Here is a 23,318-nt window from a genome sequence, read left to right as displayed (position 1 = left end):
AAAACCGTATTTTCCTCCCAATCTCGTGTGAAACGTCCATATTTTCAGCAAAAAGGGAGCACTTTCTCTTGCTGTGCTCCCTGCTGTTTATTGCTTTTCATATTTCTTTTGTAATTCAACGTACTTATCAACAATTTTACTTGGAATGGTTTTAATGACAGGATCTTTATCTGATACATACGGTGTGACGACACTAAATGCCACTTTCGGATTGGAAGAAGGATAATATCCTCCAAAGGTTAAATTGTACGTGGCATTCCCCCACCAGCTCCGGTTGGCACCATAGTAGAAGGTTTGGGCTGTACCCGTTTTCCCTGCGACATCATGCTGACCGAACCGGCCAGCGGCAGTCCCGCCTGTTGATGTGACCATTTTTAGTCCCATTTTGACGCGGTCGATATCTGCTTTCGAGTTGTTAATGGTGTTCAGCACCTTCGGCTCATATTTCTTCACAACAGGACCTACTTCTTCCTTATTCGTTGGGAAGTGAACACTTTTCACCACTCTTGGCTGAATACGGTTACCTCCATTTGCGATGGTCGACATGTATTGTGCAACTTGAAGTGGTGTATACGTGTCATACTGGCCAATCGCTTCATCAAGTAAGAGTCCGCCGACTGTCTTAGGATGCGTCTGCATTCCGCTTGATTCCTGCGGCAAATCGATGCCTGTTTTTACGCCAAGACCGAATTGAGCATAGTAGTTTCTCATTTTTTGTAAGTGTTCAGGTCTTGCCGGTAACGGGCCATCCTTTTGATAGGTGATCCCTGCCATTCTCATCGCCACTTGGAACATGTAGACATTGGAACTTTTTTGGAGTGCCTGAAGGTCGTTAACCCATCCAAGAACTTTGTAAGACTGTTTTGGCTTTCCTCCACTTCCCGCAAAATACAGCGGTGTATCCATATAGGATTGGTTGTGTGACATGCCATCTTGATAACCAGAGAGGACAGTAGCTCCTTTGACAACAGAGCCCATTTCATACTGTGTCGTAAATGTTCCGATCGCATAATCTGTGACGTCTCTTCCGTCCATTTTCTTCCCTGACATTGCGAGAACATCACCTGTGTTAGGGTCCATCATCACAACAAAGGCACGGTCCATCATATAGTTTCTTGCACTAGCGGATCTTAGCTCTGATTCAACGATTTTGTCGACTTCCTTTTGCAGCTCCATATCAAATGTGAGTGCAAGGTCAAGTCCTCTTCGTCCTTCTGTCCGCTTGATTTCATCAAGCAGTTTGCCGCCGACCTGTGTATATTGAACAGTTGCTTTTTCTGGATTGAGAAAATCTTCATATTGATATTCTAAATAACTTTTTCCTACTCGGTCATTTCTCGAGTAACCTCTTGCCATATAGTAATCTTCACGCTCTTTTATAATGCCTTGCTCTGGGGTGGTGACACCGCCAAGGACATTATAGAGGGTTTTTTCATACGGATATTTCCTTGTCCAGTCATTGATGACATTTACACCAGGCAGTTCATCAAGATGCTCTGATACAAGTGAGATCTCTTCGTATGTCAAACTTACGGATGATGTCTGTTTTGATTCTTTTGTTTCATCAAGCAGCGCAACTTTTTCGTCCCCTTTTTTCTCTTCGTTCGGGTCCATTGCTTTCACGATTTGAGGTTCAAAGGCATATCCGCCTGTAAACCTGCGATAGATCGCTGCAACTGCTTTTTCCTCTGCATCTTTTTCGATCGCCTTGATTTCTTTCTTAGGCACACGCTCTACTTGAAGTGGATAGACATCTTTTGCTTTAAGATTCTTTTGCTCTGCTTTTGAAATGAGCTTATCCGCTTCTTTCGGATGGCTGGCCAGCCAAAAATCTCGAATGTCACGCTCTCTCAAAAAATCTGTATCCATTTTTATATAAGACGCAAGTTTTCTTGCTACTTTAATCTTATCCTCCGCTTTCACACCGCTTTCTGATGTATAAACGATGGCAGGTACACTTTCGTTATCAACAACGACTCTTCCTCTCGCGTCATACATTTTTCCTCTTGGAGACGGGTATGATGCTGTTTTGACCTCAGTTCGGTTGGCTTGCTTTTTATAATCCTCACCATTGACGATTTGCAGCACACCGAGCTTGATGACAAGTCCAGCAAATAAACTAAATACAGCGAAGAAAAAGAGATTAATTCTCCAGGCGTTCCGGCGCTTCATTTTTTTCTGCTCGGCAGCACCTTGATGCTGTTTCTCTCCCACTTATGTAGCTCCTCTCATCCTTTCAATCTTTTACAATTACCACTCATTATTGTAACACTTTTGTAATAGTTGTTACAGCGAAACAAGTGAAAAAAAGCTGTCAATCCCTATTCTGCAAAAAAATATACTAACACTTTAAAATATTGGTATGTTTATGTCGTTTTCTTTAAATAGAAAGATTCTCCATTCATTGATATAAGGAGATTCTTTCTATGACTTTAACAAAAATGACAAATGGGCGTTGTCAATGGAGGATGCTGGTACGTTTATAACAAAAAGTCCATGTTATGATTTTCTGTGAGAAAACAAAACAAAGATTTTAGGAGGAGTTACAAAATGAAAAAGAAATCATTCATTTTTTCAGCGCTGACAGCTGCTGCATTGATCACGTTCACTGGAGGGCATTCAGCTGATGCGAAAGAGCTTAACCTGAAACAAGTCATAAACGTACAGCATCAAGCCATTGATCTTCATACATTAGCTGCAAAATTACATATCTCTTCAGATGTAAATAAGCTAAGCACTTCAAATCAAAAAGAGATCGAAGCTCTATTAAACAAGCTGATCAAAAGTGGTCAACCTGTTACTGGAACAAAAGTGGTGAAAGAAGTAAACAAAGCAAAAAATGAGCAAAAACAAGAATCAGTGAAAAAACCAGCTGCTTCTAAACCAAGCACACCAGCAAAAGAAAATACAACGAACAACAGCTCAAAATCTGATCAAAAAGACACAACTGCAACAAAAGCAGACAGCAGCTTAAATGCATTTGAACAAGAAGTGGTTGAGCTGACAAATAAAGAGCGTGCAAAACAAGGCTTAAAAGCTCTTTCTGTTGATTCTAAATTAAGCAAATCTGCTCGCGCTAAATCACAAGATATGAAAGATAAAAACTATTTCTCTCATACAAGCCCAACTTACGGATCTCCATTTGATCAAATGAAGCAATTTGGTATCACGTACAAAACAGCAGGTGAAAACATTGCTCAAGGTCAAAGATCACCTCAAGAAGTAGTCACAGCTTGGATGAACAGTGAAGGTCACAGAGCGAACATTTTAAACAAAAACTATACACATATCGGTGTAGGTTATGTAAAATCTGGTAACTACTGGACGCAGCAATTCATCGGAAAATAAGATCAAAAAACCTGTCTCTTTTCGGGACAGGTTTTTAGTTTGTCTTCTTTTTTCAGCAATGTGAGGGCTTGTTTACACGCTACAAACTGTTCCACGTAGGCGGGGCAGTTTTTTTATTTCACCCATAATTTATAGATGCTTTGTGTTCCGCTGTTTTCTTCGCCCTGTTCGCTGAGCTTTTCATATAATGACTTCGCTAGTGACAGGCCTGGCATCTCTTCTCCCATCAGCTCTGCTTCTTCAAGTGCAATGCCCATATCCTTAATAAAATGCTTCACATAAAATCCTGGCTCGAAATCACCTTTCAGCATTCTTGGCGCAAGGTTTGACAAAGACCAGCTGCCGGCTGCTCCTGTTGTGATACTTTTAAGTACCTGCTCTGGATCAAGTCCTGATTTTTCCGCATAAGCCATTGCCTCTGCCACACCTACCATCCCTGCTGCGATAGCAATTTGGTTACACATTTTTGTATGCTGACCACTTCCTGCAGGTCCTTGATATTGAATATTTTCGCCCATTTGCTGAAATAGCGGCAGGCACGCTTCATAGGCTGCTTTTTCTCCGCCAATCATGATGGCCAGCGTGCCGTTTTGGGCTCCAACGTCTCCGCCAGAGACCGGCGCATCTAATGCAAATAGTCCTTTTTCCTTCGCTTTCGCTTCAATTTCTTTTGCCAGCTGAGGTTTCGATGTGGTCATATCAATGAGGTATGTACCAGGCGCAGCATGTTCCAAGAGTCCATCTTCTCCTAAATAGACTTCTTCTACATCTGATGGATACCCGACCATTGTGATGACGGCATCTGCCTCCTTTGCGATCTCCTTTACGGTCGATTTCCAAAGAGCACCTTTTTGAACCAATGTGTCTGCCTTTGCTTTTGTTCTTGTATAAACGAGAACTTCGTAGCCAGCATCCATTAAATGCCCTGCCATACTACGTCCCATTACACCGATTCCAATAAAACCAACTGTTTTGATTTGTGCCATCAAGAATTCCTCCTTATAGAGACTTTGTCAATCCACCATCAATGATGAGGGTTTGACCTGTCATATATGTATTGGCTTCAGATAAAAGAAAAGCCGCATATGCTGCAAATTCCTCTGGCTGTCCGTAACGGCCCAGCGGAATCATACGTTCAGCTTGTGCTTTGATCTCTTCAACCGATTGTTGCTCCTCTTGTGCACGGTGTTTGTCCAACTGTTTCACGCGCTCTGTTTCAATTTTCCCCGGGGCTAAGGTATTGATCAAAATGCCATCTTTGGCAAGCTCCTGGGCAGCTGTTTTTGTCCAGCCGGTAATGGCCGGTCTAAATGTATTCGACAGCATCAAGCCTGGGATCGGTTCTTTGACCGACATAGATGCAATATTTAACACTCGTGCACTTTGTTTTTTTAAATACGGCAAGGCTTCTTTTAATAACCGAATATAGCTGAGTAAATGAAGCTGAAATGATTCCATCCAATCTTCATCTGTTAAGGTTTCAAGTGTTCCTGTTTGAGGACCGCCTGTATTGTTCACTAGTATATCAAGACGTTTTTCATCACCTGCTGCTGCGACGACAAGCGCTTTAATTTGCTTGGCATCAGATACATCACATACTTGATACGTCAGCTTCCCTTTTACAAGCGGGGATAATTCTTTGACCGCTTCTTGCAGCGTGTGCTCATGTCTTCCCGAGAGCATCACATCTGCTCCCTCTTTTGCAAGATGAAAGGCAATGGCTTTACCGATACCTTGACTGCTTGCTGCGACCAATGCTTTTTTTCCAGATAGATTAACATGCATGTTGGCACCCTCCTCTGTTCATATTTTATCATACAAAAAGAACCTTGCTCACATGGCAAGGTTCTTTTCTACAAGATTATAGTTTAAACCGATTGACTGCCTGACGCAGTGCCTGACTTGATTCGTTCAACATTTCTGTTGATGTTTTCGTTCTTTCTAAAGCTTGTACTTGTTCGTCTGTGGAAGCATGTACTTCCTCAGCTGAAGCGGCGGATTCTTGTGAAATGGCCGCAATACTTTGAATGGAATCATTCATTTTCTGCTGTTCTTCAGTCATTTCATTGATTTGTGTATGAATGCTGTCAATGGAGCCGACAAGTGCCTGCATTTCCATTGTGATACTGCTGAGTGCCTCACCTGTTGAATTGATGGCATCACCTTGTTCTTCATTCATTTTGCTTGCTGCTGTCATCGCTTCAGCTGCCTTTTTCGATTCATCTTGAATGAGTTTTACGGTTTCACTAATATGTTTCGTTGATTCTGCAGATTGTTCAGCCAGCTTTCTGACTTCTTCTGCAACAACAGCAAATCCTCTTCCGCTTTCTCCTGCTCTCGCTGCTTCAATACTTGCATTCAGTGCGAGTAAATTCGTTTGATCTGAGATTTCAGAGATCGCTGTTACGACGTTTTCAATATTTTTTGTTTTATGCTCAAGGTCAAGCAGCATTTGCTCTACCTTCTTCGATTCTTCATTCGCTTGTGTTGATTTTTGGACGAGCAGACCAAGAGCATCAAGTCCTCTATAGCTTGCATCTTCCGATGATTTTGAGTTGGTTTGCATTTGCGTGGCAAGCTCACCCATATGACGAACTTTTTCATACAAATGCTCTGATTTTTCATTAATGGTTTCCGCTTCTGATGCTTGTTTCGTCGCTCCTACAGCGACCTCTTGAATAGCCGTTGCAATCTGTTCACTAGACAGCAAGGTCTCGTTTGAAATTTGGGTCACTTCATCCGTTGATTTCACAACCTGATCTGAAGACTCTTTCACTTTTTCAATTAAATCCCTGATGCCTTCAGTCATTTGATTAAAGCTTTTCGTCAGGAAACCTATCTCATCCTGAGACTTCGACTCAAGCGAGCTGGTTAAATCGCCTTCAGACACTTTACGAACATGCTCGATGAGGCGTTTAATTGGTGTTGTAATGCTTCTAGCCAATAAGTAGCTTAGAATCATGGCAAGTATAATGGCAATGACAGAAATAATGATACTTGTCTGATTCATTTGTTCAGTGATCCAAAGAAGTTTCTTTTTCTCGAAGCTCACACCGATCGTCCAGTTGGCCTCTTTAATTTTTGAGATGACGGTCAGCTGTTTGTCATCATCAATACCCGAGTTGTCGATCGCTTTTTTCACAGAAGCGACTTTTGAGATATTTTTTCCTTGCTCTGTTGGATGTGCCAAAATGGTCCCTGTGCCGTCAACTAAGAATGCCGTTCCCATATAAGGAATCTTTTGTTCATTTATATAAGACTGGATGGAAGCCAGTTTCAAGTCAAGTCCAGCGACACCGACTACTTTCCCGTTTCGTACGATCGCCTTTGTGGCTGAAACGACCATTTCATTTGTTGCTTTATCAATATACGGATCTGTCCATAGGACGTCGTCAGGCTTTTCAGCCGCTTGAATATACCAGTCTCGTTTAGACGGATCATACCCTTCACCAAAATCGGACTCCGGGAAAGCGAACATTTTACCATCACTTGTTCCTATATAGGCAAGCGAGATGAGTTCATCCTGCTCCTGCAATCCTTTTAATTCATCGTTTTCAAATGCCAATGTCTGCTTTGTTTGTTTCTGTGCAAAATCTTCAGTAAGTGTACTTGTTGCCAATTTGTTAATCGTATCACCGTAATTCTCAAGCTTTAGTGCTATGATGTCTCTCATGCTTTCTGCCGTTGCTGCTGTCGTTGTTTTCGCATCTCGTTCAATCAGTGGTCTTAATACTAAATTGGAACCCACTTGAACTGCGACAACGGTTAAAATTAAAATAACTGAGATGAAAACAGCTATTCTCACTTGAAGTTTCTTAAACATCTCATCACCCCTACATCCTACTTTCGCATCTTAATGTGTATATCGGCAAAATTGGTACCGCATTCAATAGTTGTAAGAAAATTTAAATAGAAAAAACAAGCCATAATGACTTGTTTTAAGTAAAATATTCAATTTTTGCAGACGGAAAGTACTGTTCGATATATGATTCTAATGTCTGTCTAAGTTCTTGTTCTTCATCTTTTTGATAGATATATTTTCCAATTCCGTATCTACCCCACTTATATCTTCTCTTTTCTTCATCTAGTTCTAGTTTTGTTTTTGGATAGTTTTTTTGGATGACACGCTTCGCCGGTTTTGTAAAACGGTGCTGAATCATTTCAAAGGTGATATCCTGTCTCACTTCTTCAGGGAGAGCTGCATCAAGTTTTTCAAATAGGACTTTATAGCCCTCTTGCCACCCTTCATGAATGTAAATAGGGGCAATAATAAAGCCAAGTGGATAGCCTGCTTTTGCTACCTTTACAGCCGCTTCAATCCGCTGATCGAGTGGTGATGTTCCAGGTTCGAAATATTTAATGACATAATCGGCATTGATACTAAAGCGGAATCTTGTTCGCCCATTGTGTTTTGCGTCTAACAAATGGTCTACATGATGAAATTTTGTAACAAAGCGTAGTTTGCCAAGATCGGTTTGGCCAAAGTATTCAATCGCTCGTTTGAGTGTGTGAGTCAAATGGTCAATTCCTACGATATCAGATGTACACGAGGCTTCAAATCGCGTGATATCAGGCGCACGCTCGTTCATGTACTGTTCAGCCTGATCTAAGATCTCTTCTACATTGACATATGTGCGAATGTACGGCTTACTCCCCATAGTCGTTTGCAGGTAGCAATAATGGCAATGCCCCATGCATCCTGTCGCAAACGGAATGGCATACTCTGCAGATGGTTTAGATGTATCAAATTTTAAGGTTTTTCTCACGCCGATAACGAGCGTCGACTTTGCATTACGGTACTTTTGCAAATCATTTTTCCCCGGAATATTTCTCACTTGGTTGTGTGAGGTTGTTTCTCTAATTTCAATTCCCATGCCTTCAAATTTTTCCTTCAGCTCTTGTCCTAATGGGTACTCTAGCGCCCGAGGTTCAATATACACAAGCTGGGGAACGAACGGTTTGATCATATTTAGCACATCCTTACCTTATAGGTTCATACCGTTACTTTAACCTCTCAGGATGGCTTCTATCCTTTCTAAAATCTCCCTTATTCAAACAGATCTTGATAAAGGGCTTCTGCTTCTTCGTATGTTGGAAATACGGCATCATCAGGGGCTAATGGGTGATATGTTTCAAGTAGAAATAGCGCAAGCTCTTGCTCATTGTAAGGGTGTGAAACGATTTCCGCTTCTTTAATTTGTGCGACATTGGCTGCATGTGGATTTCGATAAATGACATATACTTGATCACCCGGCTTATAGTTAGAGAAAGACAAACTGGTCACCTCCATTTTTTTATTTTAGGATGCCCTTCTCTGCAAGCGATATGACTGATTATGATAAAATTCGACAAAAAAACCAGACAGTTTGACCTGTCTGGTTTACATCACCTAGTTATGTTGAAACGTTTTTTTCACGAAATCAACCACTTCTTCAGTTGTACTCAGTGATAAGATATGCTCTTTAAATGATGCAGCTTCTTCCTTAGAAAGCTTGCTTAACTGCGTTCTTGCTGGAAGAATCGATGTTGCGCTCATTGAAAATTCATCTAATCCTAATCCAAGTAGGAGCGGGATTGCGATTTCATCTCCTGCCATCTCACCGCACATGCCAACCCATTTACCTTCTTTATGCGCTGCTTCAATCACAAGCGTTATGAGGCGTAAAATAGCTGGATTGTATGGCTGGTAAAGATAAGACACTCGTTCGTTCATTCGATCAGCAGCCATTGTGTATTGAATCAAATCATTTGTTCCAATACTGAAGAAATCTACTTCTTTTGCAAATTGATCTGCGATAACAGCTGTTGATGGAATTTCTACCATCATTCCGATTTCAATGGAATCAGATACTTCTGTACCAGCAGCAACCAATGCTTCTTTTTCTTCAAGTAAAATAGCTTTTGCTTCTCTAAATTCTGATAACGTCGCGATCATAGGGAACATGATTTTCAAGTTTCCATATGTACTTGCACGAAGTAACGCGCGTAGCTGTGTTCTGAAAATCTCCTGCTCTTCAAGGCAAAGGCGGATCGCTCTATAGCCAAGGAACGGGTTCATTTCTTTTGGAAGCTGCAAGTAAGGAAGTTCTTTATCGCCACCAATATCTAGTGTGCGGACAACCACTGCTTTGCCTTCCATCTTCTCTAAAACGGTTTTATACGCATCGAACTGCTCTTCTTCTGTTGGGAGCTGATCTCTGCCCATGTATAAAAATTCTGTACGGTACAATCCAACTGCTTCGCCGCCATTTTCAAGTACACCTTTTACATCTTCAGGTGTTCCGATATTTGCAGCTAGCTCTACGTGAACGCCGTCTTTTGTGACCGTTGGCTGGTCAACAAGTTTCGCCCATTCCGCTTTTTGAGCTAAGTAGTCTTCATGCTTTTTTTGATACGCTTTCACTTCATCTTCAGAAGGCTGAATGATGACGTCTCCACTAATACCATCAACAATGATCAGATCATTGTTTTTCACCGTTTTTGTTGCTTCTTTTGTCCCAACAACTGCTGGAATTTCCATTGATCTTGCCATAATCGCTGAGTGAGAAGTACGACCACCGATATCTGTTGCAAAACCTTTGACGAATTGTCTGTTCAGCTGAGCTGTATCAGAAGGTGTTAAATCTTCAGCAATGATAATGACTTCTTCAGAAATCATACTTGGGTTTGGAATGTCAACGCCTAGCAAATGACCAGTGACACGTTTTGTAACGTCGCGAATATCCGCTGCACGTTCTTTCATGTATTCATTGTCCATTGCTTCAAACATTGTAACAAACATTGTTGCTGTTTCTTTTAAAGCAAATTCAGCATTTACTTTATCCGATGTGATTTTATCCTTCACTGGGTTGAGCAGCTCTGGATCACTTAACACAAGAAGGTGTGCAGAAAAAATATCCGCTTTATCTTGGCCAAGTTCTTTTAGCGCATGCTCTTTAATTGCTTCAAGTTCTTGCTTTGAAACATGAATTGCTTCTTCAAAGCGTTTCACTTCTGTCTCTGGATCATTGATGTCTTTTTGGTGAACTGTTAAATCTGGTTCTTCTAGACGATATGCTTTTGCAATCGCAACGCCTGCTGAAGCACCGATTCCTTTCAGTTGTTGCATTACTCGCCTAGGCCTTCACTTTTCATTGTGTCTTTTAGCGCAGCAAGTGCATCATTTTCATCAGAACCAGAAGCAGAGATTGTGATTGTAGCACCTTTCGCAATTCCTAGAGACATTACACCCATAATAGATTTCAGGTTCACTGTTTTACCATTATATTCTAAGTTGATATCAGCATCATATTTACTAGCAGTTTGTACAAGAACTGTTGCAGGACGTGCGTGAATTCCAGAATCTGCAGTTACTTTGAATGTTTGTTGAGCCATTTTTATCAATCTCCTTTTTATACATTTCATACATCCACAATATTATATCATACTGCCGAGCTTGTCATCTAACAAGAACGGCAGTTATGAAAATTATTTTGAAATTTTCATGATGTTTTCTTGGCCAGCTTTGATTTCACCGGATTCTTGAAGGTCAATAAATTGTCCTTCACTTAAGTTTGTAAATACAATTGGTGTCATTAAAGATGGTACTTCTGACTTAATTTTATCAATATCAACCTCTAAAAGTTTTTGACCGATTTCTACTTGGTCTCCCTCTTGTACAAATGCTTCAAATCCTTCTCCTTTGAGGCTGACTGTATCAATCCCGAAGTGAATCAAGATTTCAAGTCCACCATCAGACTGGAGGCCGATGGCGTGTTTTGTTGGGAACACATTTAAGATTTTTCCTCTTACTGGTGAAACCACTGTTCCCTCTTTTGGCAAGATAGCAAAACCGTCACCCATCATTTTCCCTGAGAATACTTGATCTGGCACATCTGTAATTGGATGCAGCTCCCCTGTAATTGGTGAAGCAAACGTTTCTTCCCCTTGTTCGTTTTGAAGCGGTTTTGCAATGACTTCTTCAACCTGCTGACTGACTTCTTCTTTTGCAGAAGGGTCTTTCGCTGGTCGAGGTGTGCGCCCTGCAATAATGTCTTGCATTTGTGTTTTTAAATTATCAGAGCGTGGTCCAAAGATGGCCTGGATGTTATTCCCTACTTCAAGGACACCTGAAGCGCCAAGCTTTTTCAAGCGGTCTTTATCCACTTTTTTCTGATCATTTACAGTGACACGTAAACGCGTAATACAAGCATCTAGGTGTTTAATGTTTTCTTGGTCACCCATTGCTTCAAGAATTTCATAAGGTAAGTCATCGCCTTTTCCAGATTGAGCGCTGCTTGCACTGTCAGCTGCTTCATCTTCTCGTCCTGGCGTTTTCAGATTAAACTTGCGAATCGCAAATCTGAATCCGAAGTAGTAAATGACAGCCAGTACGAGACCGACTGGAATAACAAGCCACCAAGCGGTTCTATTTGGCAGGATACCAAATAGGAAGAAGTCGATTAACCCTCCTGAGAAGGTCATCCCGATTTTCACGTTTAGAATATCCATTATCATAAAGGATAATCCAGCGAATACACAGTGAATCGCAAATAATATCGGTGCAACAAACAAGAATGAGAATTCAAGCGGTTCAGTGATCCCTGTTAGGAAAGAAGTAAGGGCCGCTGATCCCATAATTCCTGCTACAAGTTTTTTATTCTTAGGTTTTGCTTCATGGTAAATCGCAAGTGCTGCTGCTGGAAGTCCAAACATCATGAACGGATATTTCCCTGTCATGAATGTCCCAGCTGTCAGCTGAACACCATCTTTGATTTGCGCCATGAAAATACGCTGGTCACCACGGATAATATCTCCTGATAAGCTCTTATAGCTAAAAAATTCATACCAGAATGGTGCGTAGAATATGTGGTGCAGACCAAACGGAATTAATGAGCGTTCAATGACACCGAATACAAAGGCAGCCAGCGGCTCATTCGCTGCAAGCAGTCCAGTTGAAAATGAGTTCAATGCACCTTGGATTGGCGGCCAAATGACGAGCATCAAAAGCCCTAAAATAAGTGCTGAAATCGACGTAACGATTGGAACAAAACGCTTACCAGCAAAGAAGCCAAGATATTGCGGGAGCTCAATTTTGTAAAATTTATTAAACATATAAGCGGCTAATACCCCGACAATAATCCCGCCAAACACGCCGGTAGACAAGGTCGGTATGCCGAGCATATTCACATACGCTGGATGACTTTCCTTAAAGAACTTAGCCAATTTGATTGAATCGGATGGAATGGAACCGTTGGCCATTAATACGGCACTCATCGTTACGTTCATGACAAGGTAACCGATGATCGCGGCAATCCCTGCCACACCGTCTCCATTGGCAAGACCGATGGCAACCCCTACAGCAAATAGGAGTGGAAGATTCGAGAAGACAATATTCCCCGCATTCTCCATAACACTTGCAACAAGCTGAATTGTATCATTGCTTAAAAATTGAGCGACATCAATCAGCTGCGGATTTTGCATCGCATTTCCGAGTGCTAGTAAAATACCAGCAGCAGGAAGGATCGCAACTGGAAGCATAAGTGCTCGTCCAATTTTTTGCAACACACCAAAAAGTGATTTAAACACTGGTTGAACCTCCTTTTGTTTTCGCTTACAACATGCATTTCAATTACACACTGACGTACATTTCATAATTAACCGTTTACATTTCACTTTCAGAACACAAAAAAGGCATGGTGATATAAGGTTGCGCAAATAACAGGATCTTATCCTGTATTTACCTTAAGTCACTCATGCCTGATCGAATCAGTTACACGTTTCAAGGAAACTATGAAATTTTATTCGTCAATCTGTACAGGTGAAGTGTCAAATAGACAGCTTCGGCATCTTGTACAGGCTTTTTCAATGCATGTTGCAAAATTTTGATCATTTTCCAAGCAGTATTGTAGCATAAAGGATATTCATTTTTCAATAGATGAAGCAACTTTTCTGGCTCCTCTAATGATTCTTCCCGTTTAATACGCTCAATCGAAAACGTAATATGGCGCAGTAAGCGTAAATAATGAATACTTTCTCTGTCTACTTTCATATGAAATGCATCTTCTATGACTTGGACCATTTGTGTCATGAGCTGCGAATGACGGTTGACCTCGGATAAAGGCCGGTTCGTTAAAGCAGAGTGAATGTGGAGCGCAATAAACCCAATCTCTCCTTCGGGCAGCTTTGTTTCAACATCTGGCCGCGCATTTATCAGTTCCACGACTTCCTTTGCGACCTCGTATTCTTTCGGGTATAAGGATTTCGTTTCAAGCATAAAAGGATTGGTGATATCATAGCCTTGCTTAACTCGCTTAAAACTAAAGGCAATATGATCTGTTAGTGCAATATGAATATGCTCATTTAAACGATGCCCCATTTTTTCTCGTATATGATAAATGACGTCATTGGCAAGCTCAATCATGTCCTCATTAATGTGGTGCAGCAATTGTTTGTATTCTGTTTGCTCTTTTGTGTTCTTTAACACAAACATTTTCTCAAATGCCGCTTGATCGAGAACGTCACCCGATTTTTTCCCAAAGCCGATCCCTTTATCAATCAGGACCACTTCGCCTAAAGAAGGGTGTTTTGCGATGATGACATTATTATTTAACGCTTTATCAACGGTGAAGGATTCCATGAACATCCCCACCTCCTTCTTATTCAATCCTTCTTATCGTACAAAACAGATGAAACGTGCGTCAACGATTGTTTTTCAAAATAGTCGTTGTGCGCTCAACGAGTCGATATGACAGCACCCTTTTTTCTGGTGCTTCACCTTGTAACACTCGATTAAACAAGTCAAATGCTTCCTGCCCCATTTGTTTGAGAGGAATGTCTATACTAGAAATCCCCAATGCTTCACTCAATTGATCGTTTTGAAAGCCAAGTATGGCTGGTGATTCTCCAACGTTTATTTGGTGACGCTGTGCTTCTAGTAAAAAACCTGCTGATACATCATCGTTCGTAATCAATAAGGCTGTCGGACGATTTTGCATCTCTTTCCATTCTGTAAATAATTGCTTGCCATCAAAAATGGTTAGTTTTCCTTCAATGACCCATTCATCATCAATGTCCTGCCCAAGCGACCGCATCATTTCTTGATAAGTCTGAATGCGAACTTGGCTATTCTCCCCTTCTGTTCTAGCAAGAACGATTGCGATTCGCTCATGACCGCATGCCGCTAAGTGTTCAAGCCCTTCCTTAAAAGCCTGATCATGCGCAATCGATACCGATGAACATGTATCATGCGGAGTAGGATGACAAAAGATAATAGGACCAGATTCCTGCCACTTTAAAATTTCTCGATCACTTAACGCATTTGAGCAAAAGATTAAACCATCCACACGCTGCTCTTTTAAGCTCATTAATGCTTCTTTTTCCTTTAATGGGTCATATCCTGTTTGAAACAAGGCAAAATGCATTCCGCACTCCTGTGCTTTTTCTGCAATCCCTGTGACAATTCCGCTGAAATAGGAGTGATCAATTGTCGGAAGTACAATTCCAAGCATATTGGAATAGCCCTTTGCTAAATGCACTGCCTGAATATTCCGTGTATATTTGAGCTCTTTCATCGCACTAAGTACGCGCTCTCGCTTTTCTTCTTTGACATAAGGATGATCATTCATCACTCGTGATACGGTGGTAACAGATACACCCGCTCTTTTCGCAATATCCCTTATGTTAGGCATTTTTTCTCCTACTTTCTCTTGATATGGTAAGCGTTTCATACTTTAAGATGTATGTGAGCTGAACAAATCACTGGGTGGAAAGGGGAATTCAAGATGGGTATTATCATATGGATCATATTATGTTTGACTATTTTGTTTTCTGCTCGATTTGCACTACATCCTTTAGGAAAAGAACATAAAATCAAGCCGTTTCAATCAATTGATGATTTTTTTGTTGATAAGGATCGCAAAGAGTGACAAAAAAATCACGATGACGCTCCCAATACTTGGACGTTCATCGTGATTTTTTTCATTACTTGATGATCGTCAACTCTTTTGGATAATTGGTTAAGGTGACTGGGCCATCTTTTGTAATGAGAACATCGTCTTCAATTCTAACCCCGCCGACTCCTGGTACATAAATACCCGGCTCGATCGTATAGACCATCCCTTCTTTTAGAAGGTCATCATTTGCTTGACTCATAGAAGGGAACTCATGAACAGAAACCCCGAGTCCATGCCCTAGACGGTGCGGGAAGTATTCGCCATATCCTGCTTCTGCGATCAGCCCTCTTGCTTTTAAGTCAAGGTCGCCAATTCTCACACCCGGCTGGCTCATATCAAGTGCTGCCAATTCGGCTTTCAAGACGGTGTTGTAAATATCTTTTTGTTGTTCAGACGCTTCTTGATAGATGAAGGTTCTTGTAATATCTGAACAATAGCCATCCACAATCACGCCGAGGTCAAATAAAACAAAATCACCTTTTTTCAAGGCTGCCTGCCCCGGATTTCCATGAGGTTCTCCTGATTTTTCTCCGAATAGTACCATGGTTGAAAAGGACATGCCCTGAATGCCTTTTTTCTTCAGTTCATATTCGATGACAGCAAGAACTTCGGTTTCCGTCACCCCTTCTTTTAGGGCATGAACCCCAATTTTGACGCCTTCGTCTGCCAATTGAGCTGCTTTTTTCAATGTTTCAATTTCAGCTTCGTCTTTAATTAGTCTTAGCTGATTGAGCACATCTTCTGCCCGGACAAATGTTTCTGCCCCGGTGACAGCTTGGAGCTGCTCTGCTCTTTGCAAAGGAATGGATTCTTTTTCAATCGCTAGGCGAGTCGCTTTTACTCCTCGTTTTTCTAGTGCCTTTTGTATGAAATCAAAGGGGTTTTCATGGTCTTCATATCCAATGAGATCTCCAGCCCATCCCGCATTTTTTGCTTGCTCAACTTCCATCTTAGGCAAAATGAAAAATGGATCTGCTTCCTGAAAAACAAACAGCCCCATCACTCTTTCATGCGGCTCTGTGAAGTATCCAGATAGATAGAATACATTCTCCTTTGTATGTATAAATGCACCTTGAATGTCTTTTTTCTTAAGCCAAGAAGACAAGTTTTTCATTCGATTCATCGTGATCCTCCTCACACGTTTGACTACTGATCTATTGTATCAGTTTTCACTGTATTTCGCACAAAAGCGCACTGACCTAAAGCCAGTGCGCTTTTGTGATTTGCTTAAGAAGCACGAAGCAAACGAAGTCCGTTTAAAATAACCAAAATCGTACTGCCTTCATGTCCAATGACACCAAAAGGTAAATCAAGTACTTGTAAGAAATTCGCACAGATTAACAAACAAATAACTGTTAATGAAAAGATGATGTTTTGTTTAATGATTCGGTTCATCTTTCTTGAAAGACGGATCATCTTTGTTAGATTGTTTAAGTTATTTTTCATTAAAATGAGATCTGCTGTTTCTAAAGCAACATCTGTGCCTCCGCCCATTGCGACGCCAACATCCGCTGTGGCGAGTGCAGGTGCATCATTGATTCCATCTCCGACCATAATGATCGAATTACCTTGTTTTTTCAGTTGATTGACTTCGTGTACCTTTTCATCTGGAAGACATTCAGCGACAACGGTTTGGATGCCTGCTTCCTCTGCAATCGCTTCAGCTGTTTTTTGCTGATCCCCTGTGAGCATGACGGTTTGGATGCCTAAATCATTCAGTTCCTGAATCATTTTTTTGGCTTCAGGTCTGATTTGATCCTTCAAACCGAGACAGCCGACGACTTCTTGATTTTTTTGGACATAGACAACTGTGTATCCTTTGGATGAAAGAACATCACCATTCTCTTCAATGTCACGATCCATTGCAGCTTTTCCGGCAAAATCTTTCTTCCCAATCCGCCATATATCCTCATTTAATTGTGCTTCCACACCAAAACCTGATGTTTCTTCAATGGTTACGTGGGCTGTCCGCTCTGTATGATGCTCTTTTGCCATATCAGAAATGGCTTTAGCTAATGGATGGTTTGACTGACTTTCAATTTGATAGAGTGCATGATAAAAGGTCGATTCATCTTGCCCTTTTGCCAAGACCACTTTTTCAACAGCTGGTTTTCCACTTGTAATCGTACCCGTTTTATCAAATGCAATCATCGTACTTGTGCCCAGTTTTTCTAAAAAGACACTTCCTTTTACAAGCATACCGTTTCTTGCACCGTTTGAGATGAGTGAAAGAGCTGCTGGCATAATTGAGGCAACAAGTGCACAAGGCGAGGCAACCACCATAAACACCATTGCGCGGTAAAACGTTTCACTCATGCTCCAGCCAAGTACAAAATGAGGTAGGAACATTAAAATCGCTACAGTGATGAGCACACCTTTTACATATGCACCTTCAAATTTTTCAATAAATGCTTGGCTTGGCGATACACTTTCTTGTGCAGATTCCACCAGCTTAATGATTTTATGAAAAAGTGTTTCTTCATTATGTTTTGTTACTTCTACTGTTAATGAACCATTTAAATTCACTGTTCCTGCAAACACATCTTCCCCTTGCCCTTTTTCCTGAGGCACCGATTCACCCGTTAAGGCAGATTCGTCTACACTTGTTCTTCCGCTCATGATCACACCATCTGCTGCAATTCGTTCGCCCGCTTTGATTAAAATACGATCGCCTGGCGTAAGTGAAGAAGCAGCGATTTGGATGGTGGTTCCATCTTCTTCAATTAAAGTGGCTTCATCTGGAGCGATACTCATTAAGGCCGTTAAGTCTTTTTTACTTTTATTTGACGTATACGTTTCTAGCGCACCGCTAAGCGAAAAAATAAAAATTAAAATGGCACCCTCTGCCCAGTAGCCAATGATCGCTGAGCCTATCGCAGCAAATATCATTAAAAGTTCTACATTTAATGTCTTGGATGAAATGGTTTCTTCAATTCCTTCCTTTGCCTTTGCAAAACCACCAATAACAAAAGCAAGAATGAAAAGAGGAATACTCCACATCGTTTCATCCTTTAGAAACCATCCAATCAAGATGAGAATCCCCGAAATACCTGCTGCGATTAATTCTCCGTGCTGTGCCCATTTTTGAAAGAGCGAGTTGGATCCCTTTTGATCTGTCGTTTGATAAAGTGCTGTATTCTCATTCATGATTACTTTCTCCTCTCTAATTGATAATGATTTTCACATTATCAATCGTTGCCCGTTCCGTTTATCATCTATATTTTCTGCTATTTCAAGCTTTTTATAGGTCTGTAACTCATTATAACAGGTTCTGATCAATTTTCAATTAATAATTATTATAATTTCTTTTTGATAATAATTATCATTATTAGTATCCGACATTTCTTCCTCTTTCTGAGCACATTTTATTCATCTGAAAGGTAATTGAACACAAAAAAGAACCAACGGATCGACCATTGGTTCTTACAGAAAGCTTGTGTTCTAAGAATTTGTCCACTCTTTGATTTGTTTTTTCGTCAGCGGACCTACATGGTTTTTGACCACTTCACCCTTTTCATTGATGAAAAAGGTCGTCGGGATCGTAATGATTTGGTATTTCTTCATCATTTCTCCGTGTTCATCGAGAACGATCGGAAATGTGAACTTTCTGTCTTTCACAAATTGGGCAACTGCATGCTTGCTTTGCTCAGCACCAAGTAAATTCACAGTCAGTATGTCTACATCACTTTGATTTTCTTTCACGATCTGTTCAAAGGCTGGCAGCTCCATTTTGCAGGACGGGCACCACGTTGTCCAAAAATGCAGAATGGTCCGCTTCCCTTTCACCGGGATCACCTGCGTTTCACCTGTTAATGTAGGTGCTTCTATCCTCGGCGCCATTACAGGCTCTTTTGCTTCAGCCTCTATGTTCATCAGAAATAAAAGAAGGGTCATCACGAGAAGACTGGCGGGTAGATATTTACGATTCATCAGCATCTTCCTTCCTGATTTTCCTATAGCTTGCCCGCTAGCTGCACATGACATTCAAGCTTTTTTCAATGTAAGAAACATGGAGACGCCGAGTTCCTTGCAAATCGTTGCATAATGCAAAGCCGTTAATAGCAGCATCCCCGTGTTCATCCCTAAGATAACGCCCATCATATTTAAGGATTCAATGGACCCTAGGAAATACACCATAGAGAACGACACCACGTGCACCCATATATTATGTAGGAACACATCTTTAATGAGACCCATACCAATTAAGCACGCTTGAAACGGCATCACGAACAGGTGGCATAAGAAGTAAGGCCAGAGCAGCTGCAAGTAGACGGCTGCTTGAGGTGAGTCAAAAAAGAGCTGCGTGAGCGGATAAGCGAAATAATACATGATCATCACCGCTGGCACCCCATAGCCAAACGTAATGAGAATCGCTTGTCTGACACGTTTTTTCACGAGATCATACTGCCCCAAGGCATAGGCTTCTGATACATTCGGAATCATCACAATCATAATGGAATGAGCGATAAACGCCGGAAAAAAACCGATCGACATCGCTACGCCAGCAAGCATTCCGTAATGATCAACAGCAAGCGTACCAGAAATGCCCGCTGCAACAAGGGCTCCTTTGATTAAAAACGGTTCAATCGCATTGGCAATGGCATGAAAGATACGCATACCTGTTGTCGGGATGGAGACCGCTAACAAACGTTTTCTGACGTCAATCCCTCTTAACTCAACCGATTTGACATTCACAGCATTTTTCGCCATGACGTATTGGGAATATAAATAGATAAAGACGACGAGATCACTTGCAACAATCACACCAATCGCGATAAGCACCGCTGTTTCAATATCAAACGAATACCAATGAAAAAACAAAAATAAACAGATAAGCTGGATCGTTTTTTTCAGCATATTGGCTAGAGCAATTCTACCCATTTGCTGCTTGCCCATAAAATAACCGCGTGCAATGGACGTAAATGCGATGATTGGAATAAGTGACAGAACCAATCCCTTCATCAGCGGATGATACGATTGAAATACAGGAATGAAAGGCAGTACAATGGCTGCTATTGTCGTTGTTGTGCATGTCACCACAAGCGTCATTTTAAATGCATGGCGAAGCATACTTTTATGAAGCCGCTCATGCGATTCTGCAATGAATTTAGAAATGGAGACTGGCAGCTCTAAGCTGGCGATCACAAGCACAAGCATGATGATGGGAAGGATGCTCATATATAAACCCATTCCATGTTCTCCAAGCTCTCTCGCTAAAATCATATTGACTAAAAACTCGATACACTCAGCAATGAAAGCTGCGACAGATAGCAGAATGACCCCTTTTACAAATCGATTCATGTAGCCTCCCCTTGTCTAAAAGCAAATTCTTTTCACATTCTATGAGACAAGTCCTGAAAATATTTTAATAATTGAAGACAAAAAAACAGCGACTGATTGATCGCTGCTTTTCTTTACACTGCAAACACGTGACGGCCAATGCGTTCTACAATTTTACGAGAACGAATCCAGTTATCTGTCGCCGTTTTTGGATTATAAAAATAAATCGCCTTTGTTGTTCTGTCATCTTCTTTGACAACCTGCTTCACAGCTTTTACGGAATCCTGGTCTGCCTTATCATTAATACTTCCATTTGATACGGGCTGGAAGGCATTTCGCTGATAAATCACGCCTCTGACACTGTCAGGAAAAGAGCGGTGTTCCACGCGGTTTAAGACGACGCTTGCTACAGCTTTTTTCCCTGCGTAAGATTCACCTTTTGCTTCGGCATGTACCAAGCGAGAAAGCAAGTCCATTTCTTCATTAGAATAGTGTGATTCATTTCTTGAGCTTGCTGGCTTTGCCGTTTCCTTTTTCTTCGGCTTCGGCCTCGGTTTTGATGCCTTTTCCTCTGTTGATGTGCTTAGCATTTTCACTTTCGGCTGATGTTTCTCCTCTGAAAACGCTGGAATCACGGTATGCTTATTATCTTGATCTATATATGAAAGCTGATGCTTTTCAGGTGCTTGTTCAAGTTTCTGACTTAATGTGCCCTCTTGCTCTTGTATATTGTCCATCTTGATCGCTGAGATGAGCATAAGGATGGCAAAAAGAGCTGTATGAATTTTGATCATTTTTCGCCTCATTCCTCCCTTAATTAATGTAGGCCGTAAGATACTTGTCCACTCTAACAAGAGCTTCTTCTATTTTCACGCACAAAGATTTTCATGCCTGTCCAAATTCCGTCATTAAATGGCATGTCCTAGTTGAAATACGCATGAACTGGTAATGTAAGCGTTTAATATAGTCTCTTTTTAGCCTATAATCATCCTTATGCTCCTGATTATGGGTTATTACATTTTCTTTTCATATGTATCAAGCTGGTTTGAAGTGTGACAAAAGAACCAAAATAAAAAGCTTTTTCTCATGAATGAGAAAAAGCTTTAGCTTCTTGCTTCTTTAAGATATTCAAAAATAACATCTCCACCATGCTTGGCGATTCCGCGAAAATGTTTAAAATCATCTTGATTGACCAATACAGAACGAAATGTTAAAAAATCATCCTTTTGAATGGTCACTTGTTTTTCAGTACCATTCCGTAATGATTCTAGTATTGTGTTGATGTGTTCTTCAGTCAAAAAAATCGCTCCTTTTCAGCCTTGATCAAATATTAAATATACCATTCGTTTTCAAAGCGTACAACGAAAACGAAAGAAAAACGTCTTTATCCTTTACATTGGTATGAAAATATTGCAAAATACTTTTTAATAGGGAATGAAATCTGTTTTTAAAGGAGAGGGATCGGTTGAAGATTGCAAAAATTGGGAATGTGATCGAATTTAGAAATGGTTTAACAGGTGTAGTTGAAAAAGTGAATGAAAACTCTGTTATTGTGGATGTCACCATTATGGACAACTATAGAGATTTAGAACTGGATTCACTAACAGTCGTTAATCATAAAAACTATAAAATCATCAAAGACTCCGTACATTAATTTGCAATCCTCAATTCAGACTACCGTTACATAAAGATATACACAGCAAAGCTGACTCGTGTCACAGCTCTGTTCTCTTTTGACAATCACATATGAAAAAGGCTGACAACCATATAAAGTGGCGTCAGTCTTTTTGCGCGTGAAAGGTTTGCATTTCCGCTTTTGTTTTGTACATATCAACTTCTTCAGGTGTTATCACGCCTTTATCAATTAAAAGGGCGATCACTCCAAGTAATGTGGAGGCACTCCATTTATATCGTTCTTTGTTTTGATGTTCAAGCATATGAAGCTCTTCCCTTAATTCCATTAGCAGCTTCTCTGTTTTGTCTTCTTTGTTTGCCAACACAAACGCCTCCATTTTCATTCGCTCGTTTCAATTTTATCTTAAAGTAAATATATGAAGAATAAAAGCATGATACACCTTTACAAACATACGTTCTGTCGTGTATACTATACATACGAGCTGGTAGCCCCCAGCCGTCCTAGCAAGTTCTATTCCTATTGGTATGAGAAGAGTGACATGACTCTTCTCTTTTTTTATGTGCCATCATAATCTATTCCATAAAAAAAGACATGTCATCCACATGTCTTTTCTTATTTATTAGCGATTATCAATCGTTTCTGGATACATATCGTGATTCATCATACGATACGATGCCATCTCTTCATACTTTGTCCCAGGTTTTCCGTAGTTCGTATACGGATCAATTGAAATACCGCCTCTTGGTGTAAATTTGCCCCATACTTCGATATATCTTGGGTCCATTAATTCAATGAGGTCGTTCATGATAATATTCATACAATCCTCATGGAAGTCACCGTGATTACGGAAGCTGAACAAATATAATTTTAATGATTTACTTTCGACCATGATTTCATTTGGGATGTAGCTGATATACACGGTCGCAAAATCTGGCTGCCCTGTTTGCGGGCAAAGGGATGTGAATTCTGGGCAGTTGAATTTCACAAAATAATCTCTATTCGTATGTTTATTCGGGAACGTTTCAAGCACTTGTGGTGCATAGTCAAACAAGTAATTGGTCCCCTGATTTCCTAGTAAAGTGACACCTTCTAATTCTTCTGGTTTTCTTGTCGTCATTTTG

21 protein-coding genes are annotated in these 23,318 nt (G+C 40.7%); 2 read left to right on the top strand and 19 right to left on the bottom strand.

Annotated elements, in window-relative coordinates:
- Nucleotides 1–87: 87 nt before the first annotated feature.
- Nucleotides 88–2,214, bottom strand: coding sequence for a penicillin-binding protein 2 (locus tag NST24_RS06845; RefSeq protein ID WP_342462475.1), 2,127 nt, complete (start codon nt 2,212–2,214; stop codon nt 88–90).
- A 336-nt stretch (nt 2,215–2,550) separates the two neighbouring features.
- Here NST24_RS06845 and NST24_RS06840 point away from each other — a divergent pair, with 336 nt between their 5' ends.
- Nucleotides 2,551–3,348: a CAP domain-containing protein gene (locus NST24_RS06840; RefSeq protein WP_007498701.1), complete on the top strand. Its 798-nt coding sequence runs from the start codon at nt 2,551–2,553 to the stop codon at nt 3,346–3,348.
- A 113-nt stretch (nt 3,349–3,461) separates the two neighbouring features.
- Here NST24_RS06840 and NST24_RS06835 read toward each other — a convergent pair whose 3' ends face one another.
- The 16 genes from NST24_RS06835 to NST24_RS06760 form a co-directional block, all read right to left on the bottom strand.
- Nucleotides 3,462–4,334 carry an NAD(P)-dependent oxidoreductase gene (locus tag NST24_RS06835; RefSeq protein WP_024719662.1) on the bottom strand — a complete coding sequence of 291 codons (873 nt, stop codon included), beginning with the start codon at nt 4,332–4,334 and terminating at the stop codon, nt 3,462–3,464.
- Nucleotides 4,335–4,347: 13 nt separating this feature from the next.
- Entirely contained in the window at nt 4,348–5,133 is a 786-nt protein-coding gene (locus NST24_RS06830; protein WP_342462474.1) for an SDR family oxidoreductase, read from the bottom strand.
- A gap of 76 nt (nt 5,134–5,209) precedes the next feature.
- On the bottom strand, nt 5,210–7,171 hold the full coding sequence (locus NST24_RS06825) for a methyl-accepting chemotaxis protein (RefSeq protein ID WP_268382274.1): 1,962 nt from the start codon (nt 7,169–7,171) through the stop codon (nt 5,210–5,212).
- A gap of 115 nt (nt 7,172–7,286) precedes the next feature.
- Nucleotides 7,287–8,315, bottom strand: coding sequence for a spore photoproduct lyase (gene splB / locus NST24_RS06820; RefSeq protein WP_007498710.1), 1,029 nt, complete (start codon nt 8,313–8,315; stop codon nt 7,287–7,289).
- 80 nt (nt 8,316–8,395) lie between these two features.
- Nucleotides 8,396–8,638: a transcriptional regulator SplA domain-containing protein gene (locus NST24_RS06815; protein ID WP_034646394.1), complete on the bottom strand. Its 243-nt coding sequence runs from the start codon at nt 8,636–8,638 to the stop codon at nt 8,396–8,398.
- Between the two features lie 99 nt (nt 8,639–8,737).
- Entirely contained in the window at nt 8,738–10,456 is a 1,719-nt protein-coding gene (gene ptsP / locus NST24_RS06810; protein ID WP_008348058.1) for a phosphoenolpyruvate--protein phosphotransferase, read from the bottom strand.
- Nucleotides 10,456–10,722 carry a phosphocarrier protein HPr gene (locus tag NST24_RS06805; protein WP_003211078.1) on the bottom strand — a complete coding sequence of 89 codons (267 nt, stop codon included), beginning with the start codon at nt 10,720–10,722 and terminating at the stop codon, nt 10,456–10,458. Before NST24_RS06805 ends, ptsP begins: the two co-directional genes overlap by 1 nt.
- Before the next feature lie 93 nt (nt 10,723–10,815).
- Nucleotides 10,816–12,915, bottom strand: coding sequence for a glucose-specific PTS transporter subunit IIBC (ptsG, locus tag NST24_RS06800; RefSeq protein ID WP_342462473.1), 2,100 nt, complete (start codon nt 12,913–12,915; stop codon nt 10,816–10,818).
- A gap of 202 nt (nt 12,916–13,117) precedes the next feature.
- Nucleotides 13,118–13,972 carry a transcription antiterminator gene (locus NST24_RS06795; RefSeq protein WP_017359435.1) on the bottom strand — a complete coding sequence of 285 codons (855 nt, stop codon included), beginning with the start codon at nt 13,970–13,972 and terminating at the stop codon, nt 13,118–13,120.
- 55 nt (nt 13,973–14,027) lie between these two features.
- Entirely contained in the window at nt 14,028–15,017 is a 990-nt protein-coding gene (locus tag NST24_RS06790; protein ID WP_342462472.1) for a LacI family DNA-binding transcriptional regulator, read from the bottom strand.
- Nucleotides 15,018–15,309: 292 nt separating this feature from the next.
- On the bottom strand, nt 15,310–16,404 hold the full coding sequence (locus NST24_RS06785; RefSeq protein ID WP_007498720.1) for a Xaa-Pro peptidase family protein: 1,095 nt from the start codon (nt 16,402–16,404) through the stop codon (nt 15,310–15,312).
- A 104-nt stretch (nt 16,405–16,508) separates the two neighbouring features.
- The gene (locus NST24_RS06780; RefSeq protein ID WP_342462471.1) at nt 16,509–18,428 is read right to left on the bottom strand and encodes a heavy metal translocating P-type ATPase; all 1,920 of its coding nucleotides are present in this window, start codon (nt 18,426–18,428) and stop codon (nt 16,509–16,511) included.
- Nucleotides 18,429–18,722: 294 nt separating this feature from the next.
- Nucleotides 18,723–19,211 carry an endospore biogenesis thiol-disulfide oxidoreductase StoA gene (stoA, locus tag NST24_RS06775; protein WP_045035136.1) on the bottom strand — a complete coding sequence of 163 codons (489 nt, stop codon included), beginning with the start codon at nt 19,209–19,211 and terminating at the stop codon, nt 18,723–18,725.
- Nucleotides 19,212–19,265: 54 nt separating this feature from the next.
- A complete protein-coding gene (locus NST24_RS06770; protein WP_110487279.1) occupies nt 19,266–20,582 on the bottom strand; it encodes a polysaccharide biosynthesis protein in 1,317 nt (438 codons plus the stop codon).
- A 113-nt stretch (nt 20,583–20,695) separates the two neighbouring features.
- Complete coding sequence (locus NST24_RS06765; RefSeq protein ID WP_096881334.1) at nt 20,696–21,355, bottom strand: cell wall hydrolase; 660 nt, start codon at nt 21,353–21,355, stop codon at nt 20,696–20,698.
- A gap of 309 nt (nt 21,356–21,664) precedes the next feature.
- Nucleotides 21,665–21,859, bottom strand: coding sequence for a hypothetical protein (locus NST24_RS06760; protein ID WP_008348081.1), 195 nt, complete (start codon nt 21,857–21,859; stop codon nt 21,665–21,667).
- A 167-nt stretch (nt 21,860–22,026) separates the two neighbouring features.
- Between NST24_RS06760 and NST24_RS06755 the strand changes: the two genes are divergently transcribed.
- On the top strand, nt 22,027–22,215 hold the full coding sequence (locus NST24_RS06755; protein ID WP_003211747.1) for a DUF2187 family protein: 189 nt from the start codon (nt 22,027–22,029) through the stop codon (nt 22,213–22,215).
- Between the two features lie 124 nt (nt 22,216–22,339).
- On the opposite strand, the gene NST24_RS06750 is transcribed toward NST24_RS06755, so the two are convergent.
- Complete coding sequence (locus tag NST24_RS06750; RefSeq protein ID WP_136944411.1) at nt 22,340–22,558, bottom strand: nitrile hydratase subunit beta; 219 nt, start codon at nt 22,556–22,558, stop codon at nt 22,340–22,342.
- A gap of 258 nt (nt 22,559–22,816) precedes the next feature.
- Entirely contained in the window at nt 22,817–23,314 is a 498-nt protein-coding gene (gene queF / locus NST24_RS06745; protein ID WP_003211403.1) for a preQ(1) synthase, read from the bottom strand.
- Nucleotides 23,315–23,318: the final 4 nt, after the last annotated feature.

This window comes from Bacillus sp. FSL R5-0286, from assembly GCF_038593245.1.
GTDB lineage: Bacteria > Bacillota > Bacilli > Bacillales > Bacillaceae > Bacillus > Bacillus altitudinis.
This window is presented reverse-complemented; position numbering and strand designations above follow the sequence as displayed.

What these genes read in the sequence shown, in the direction of transcription:
- NST24_RS06840 (WP_007498701.1), top strand. Translation starts at nt 2,551, where the DNA reads ATGAAAAAGAAATCATTCATTTTTTCAGCGCTGACAGCTGCTGCATTG.
- NST24_RS06835 (WP_024719662.1), bottom strand. Translation starts at nt 4,334, where the DNA reads ATGGCACAAATCAAAACAGTTGGTTTTATTGGAATCGGTGTAATGGGA.
- NST24_RS06830 (WP_342462474.1), bottom strand. Translation starts at nt 5,133, where the DNA reads ATGCATGTTAATCTATCTGGAAAAAAAGCATTGGTCGCAGCAAGCAGT.
- NST24_RS06825 (WP_268382274.1), bottom strand. Translation starts at nt 7,171, where the DNA reads ATGTTTAAGAAACTTCAAGTGAGAATAGCTGTTTTCATCTCAGTTATT.
- splB (WP_007498710.1), bottom strand. Translation starts at nt 8,315, where the DNA reads ATGATCAAACCGTTCGTTCCCCAGCTTGTGTATATTGAACCTCGGGCG.
- NST24_RS06815 (WP_034646394.1), bottom strand. Translation starts at nt 8,638, where the DNA reads ATGGAGGTGACCAGTTTGTCTTTCTCTAACTATAAGCCGGGTGATCAA.
- ptsP (WP_008348058.1), bottom strand. Translation starts at nt 10,456, where the DNA reads ATGCAACAACTGAAAGGAATCGGTGCTTCAGCAGGCGTTGCGATTGCA.
- NST24_RS06805 (WP_003211078.1), bottom strand. Translation starts at nt 10,722, where the DNA reads ATGGCTCAACAAACATTCAAAGTAACTGCAGATTCTGGAATTCACGCA.
- NST24_RS06795 (WP_017359435.1), bottom strand. Translation starts at nt 13,972, where the DNA reads ATGTTCATGGAATCCTTCACCGTTGATAAAGCGTTAAATAATAATGTC.
- NST24_RS06790 (WP_342462472.1), bottom strand. Translation starts at nt 15,017, where the DNA reads ATGCCTAACATAAGGGATATTGCGAAAAGAGCGGGTGTATCTGTTACC.
- NST24_RS06785 (WP_007498720.1), bottom strand. Translation starts at nt 16,404, where the DNA reads ATGAATCGAATGAAAAACTTGTCTTCTTGGCTTAAGAAAAAAGACATT.
- NST24_RS06780 (WP_342462471.1), bottom strand. Translation starts at nt 18,428, where the DNA reads ATGAATGAGAATACAGCACTTTATCAAACGACAGATCAAAAGGGATCC.
- stoA (WP_045035136.1), bottom strand. Translation starts at nt 19,211, where the DNA reads ATGAATCGTAAATATCTACCCGCCAGTCTTCTCGTGATGACCCTTCTT.
- NST24_RS06770 (WP_110487279.1), bottom strand. Translation starts at nt 20,582, where the DNA reads ATGAATCGATTTGTAAAAGGGGTCATTCTGCTATCTGTCGCAGCTTTC.
- NST24_RS06765 (WP_096881334.1), bottom strand. Translation starts at nt 21,355, where the DNA reads ATGATCAAAATTCATACAGCTCTTTTTGCCATCCTTATGCTCATCTCA.
- queF (WP_003211403.1), bottom strand. Translation starts at nt 23,314, where the DNA reads ATGACGACAAGAAAACCAGAAGAATTAGAAGGTGTCACTTTACTAGGA.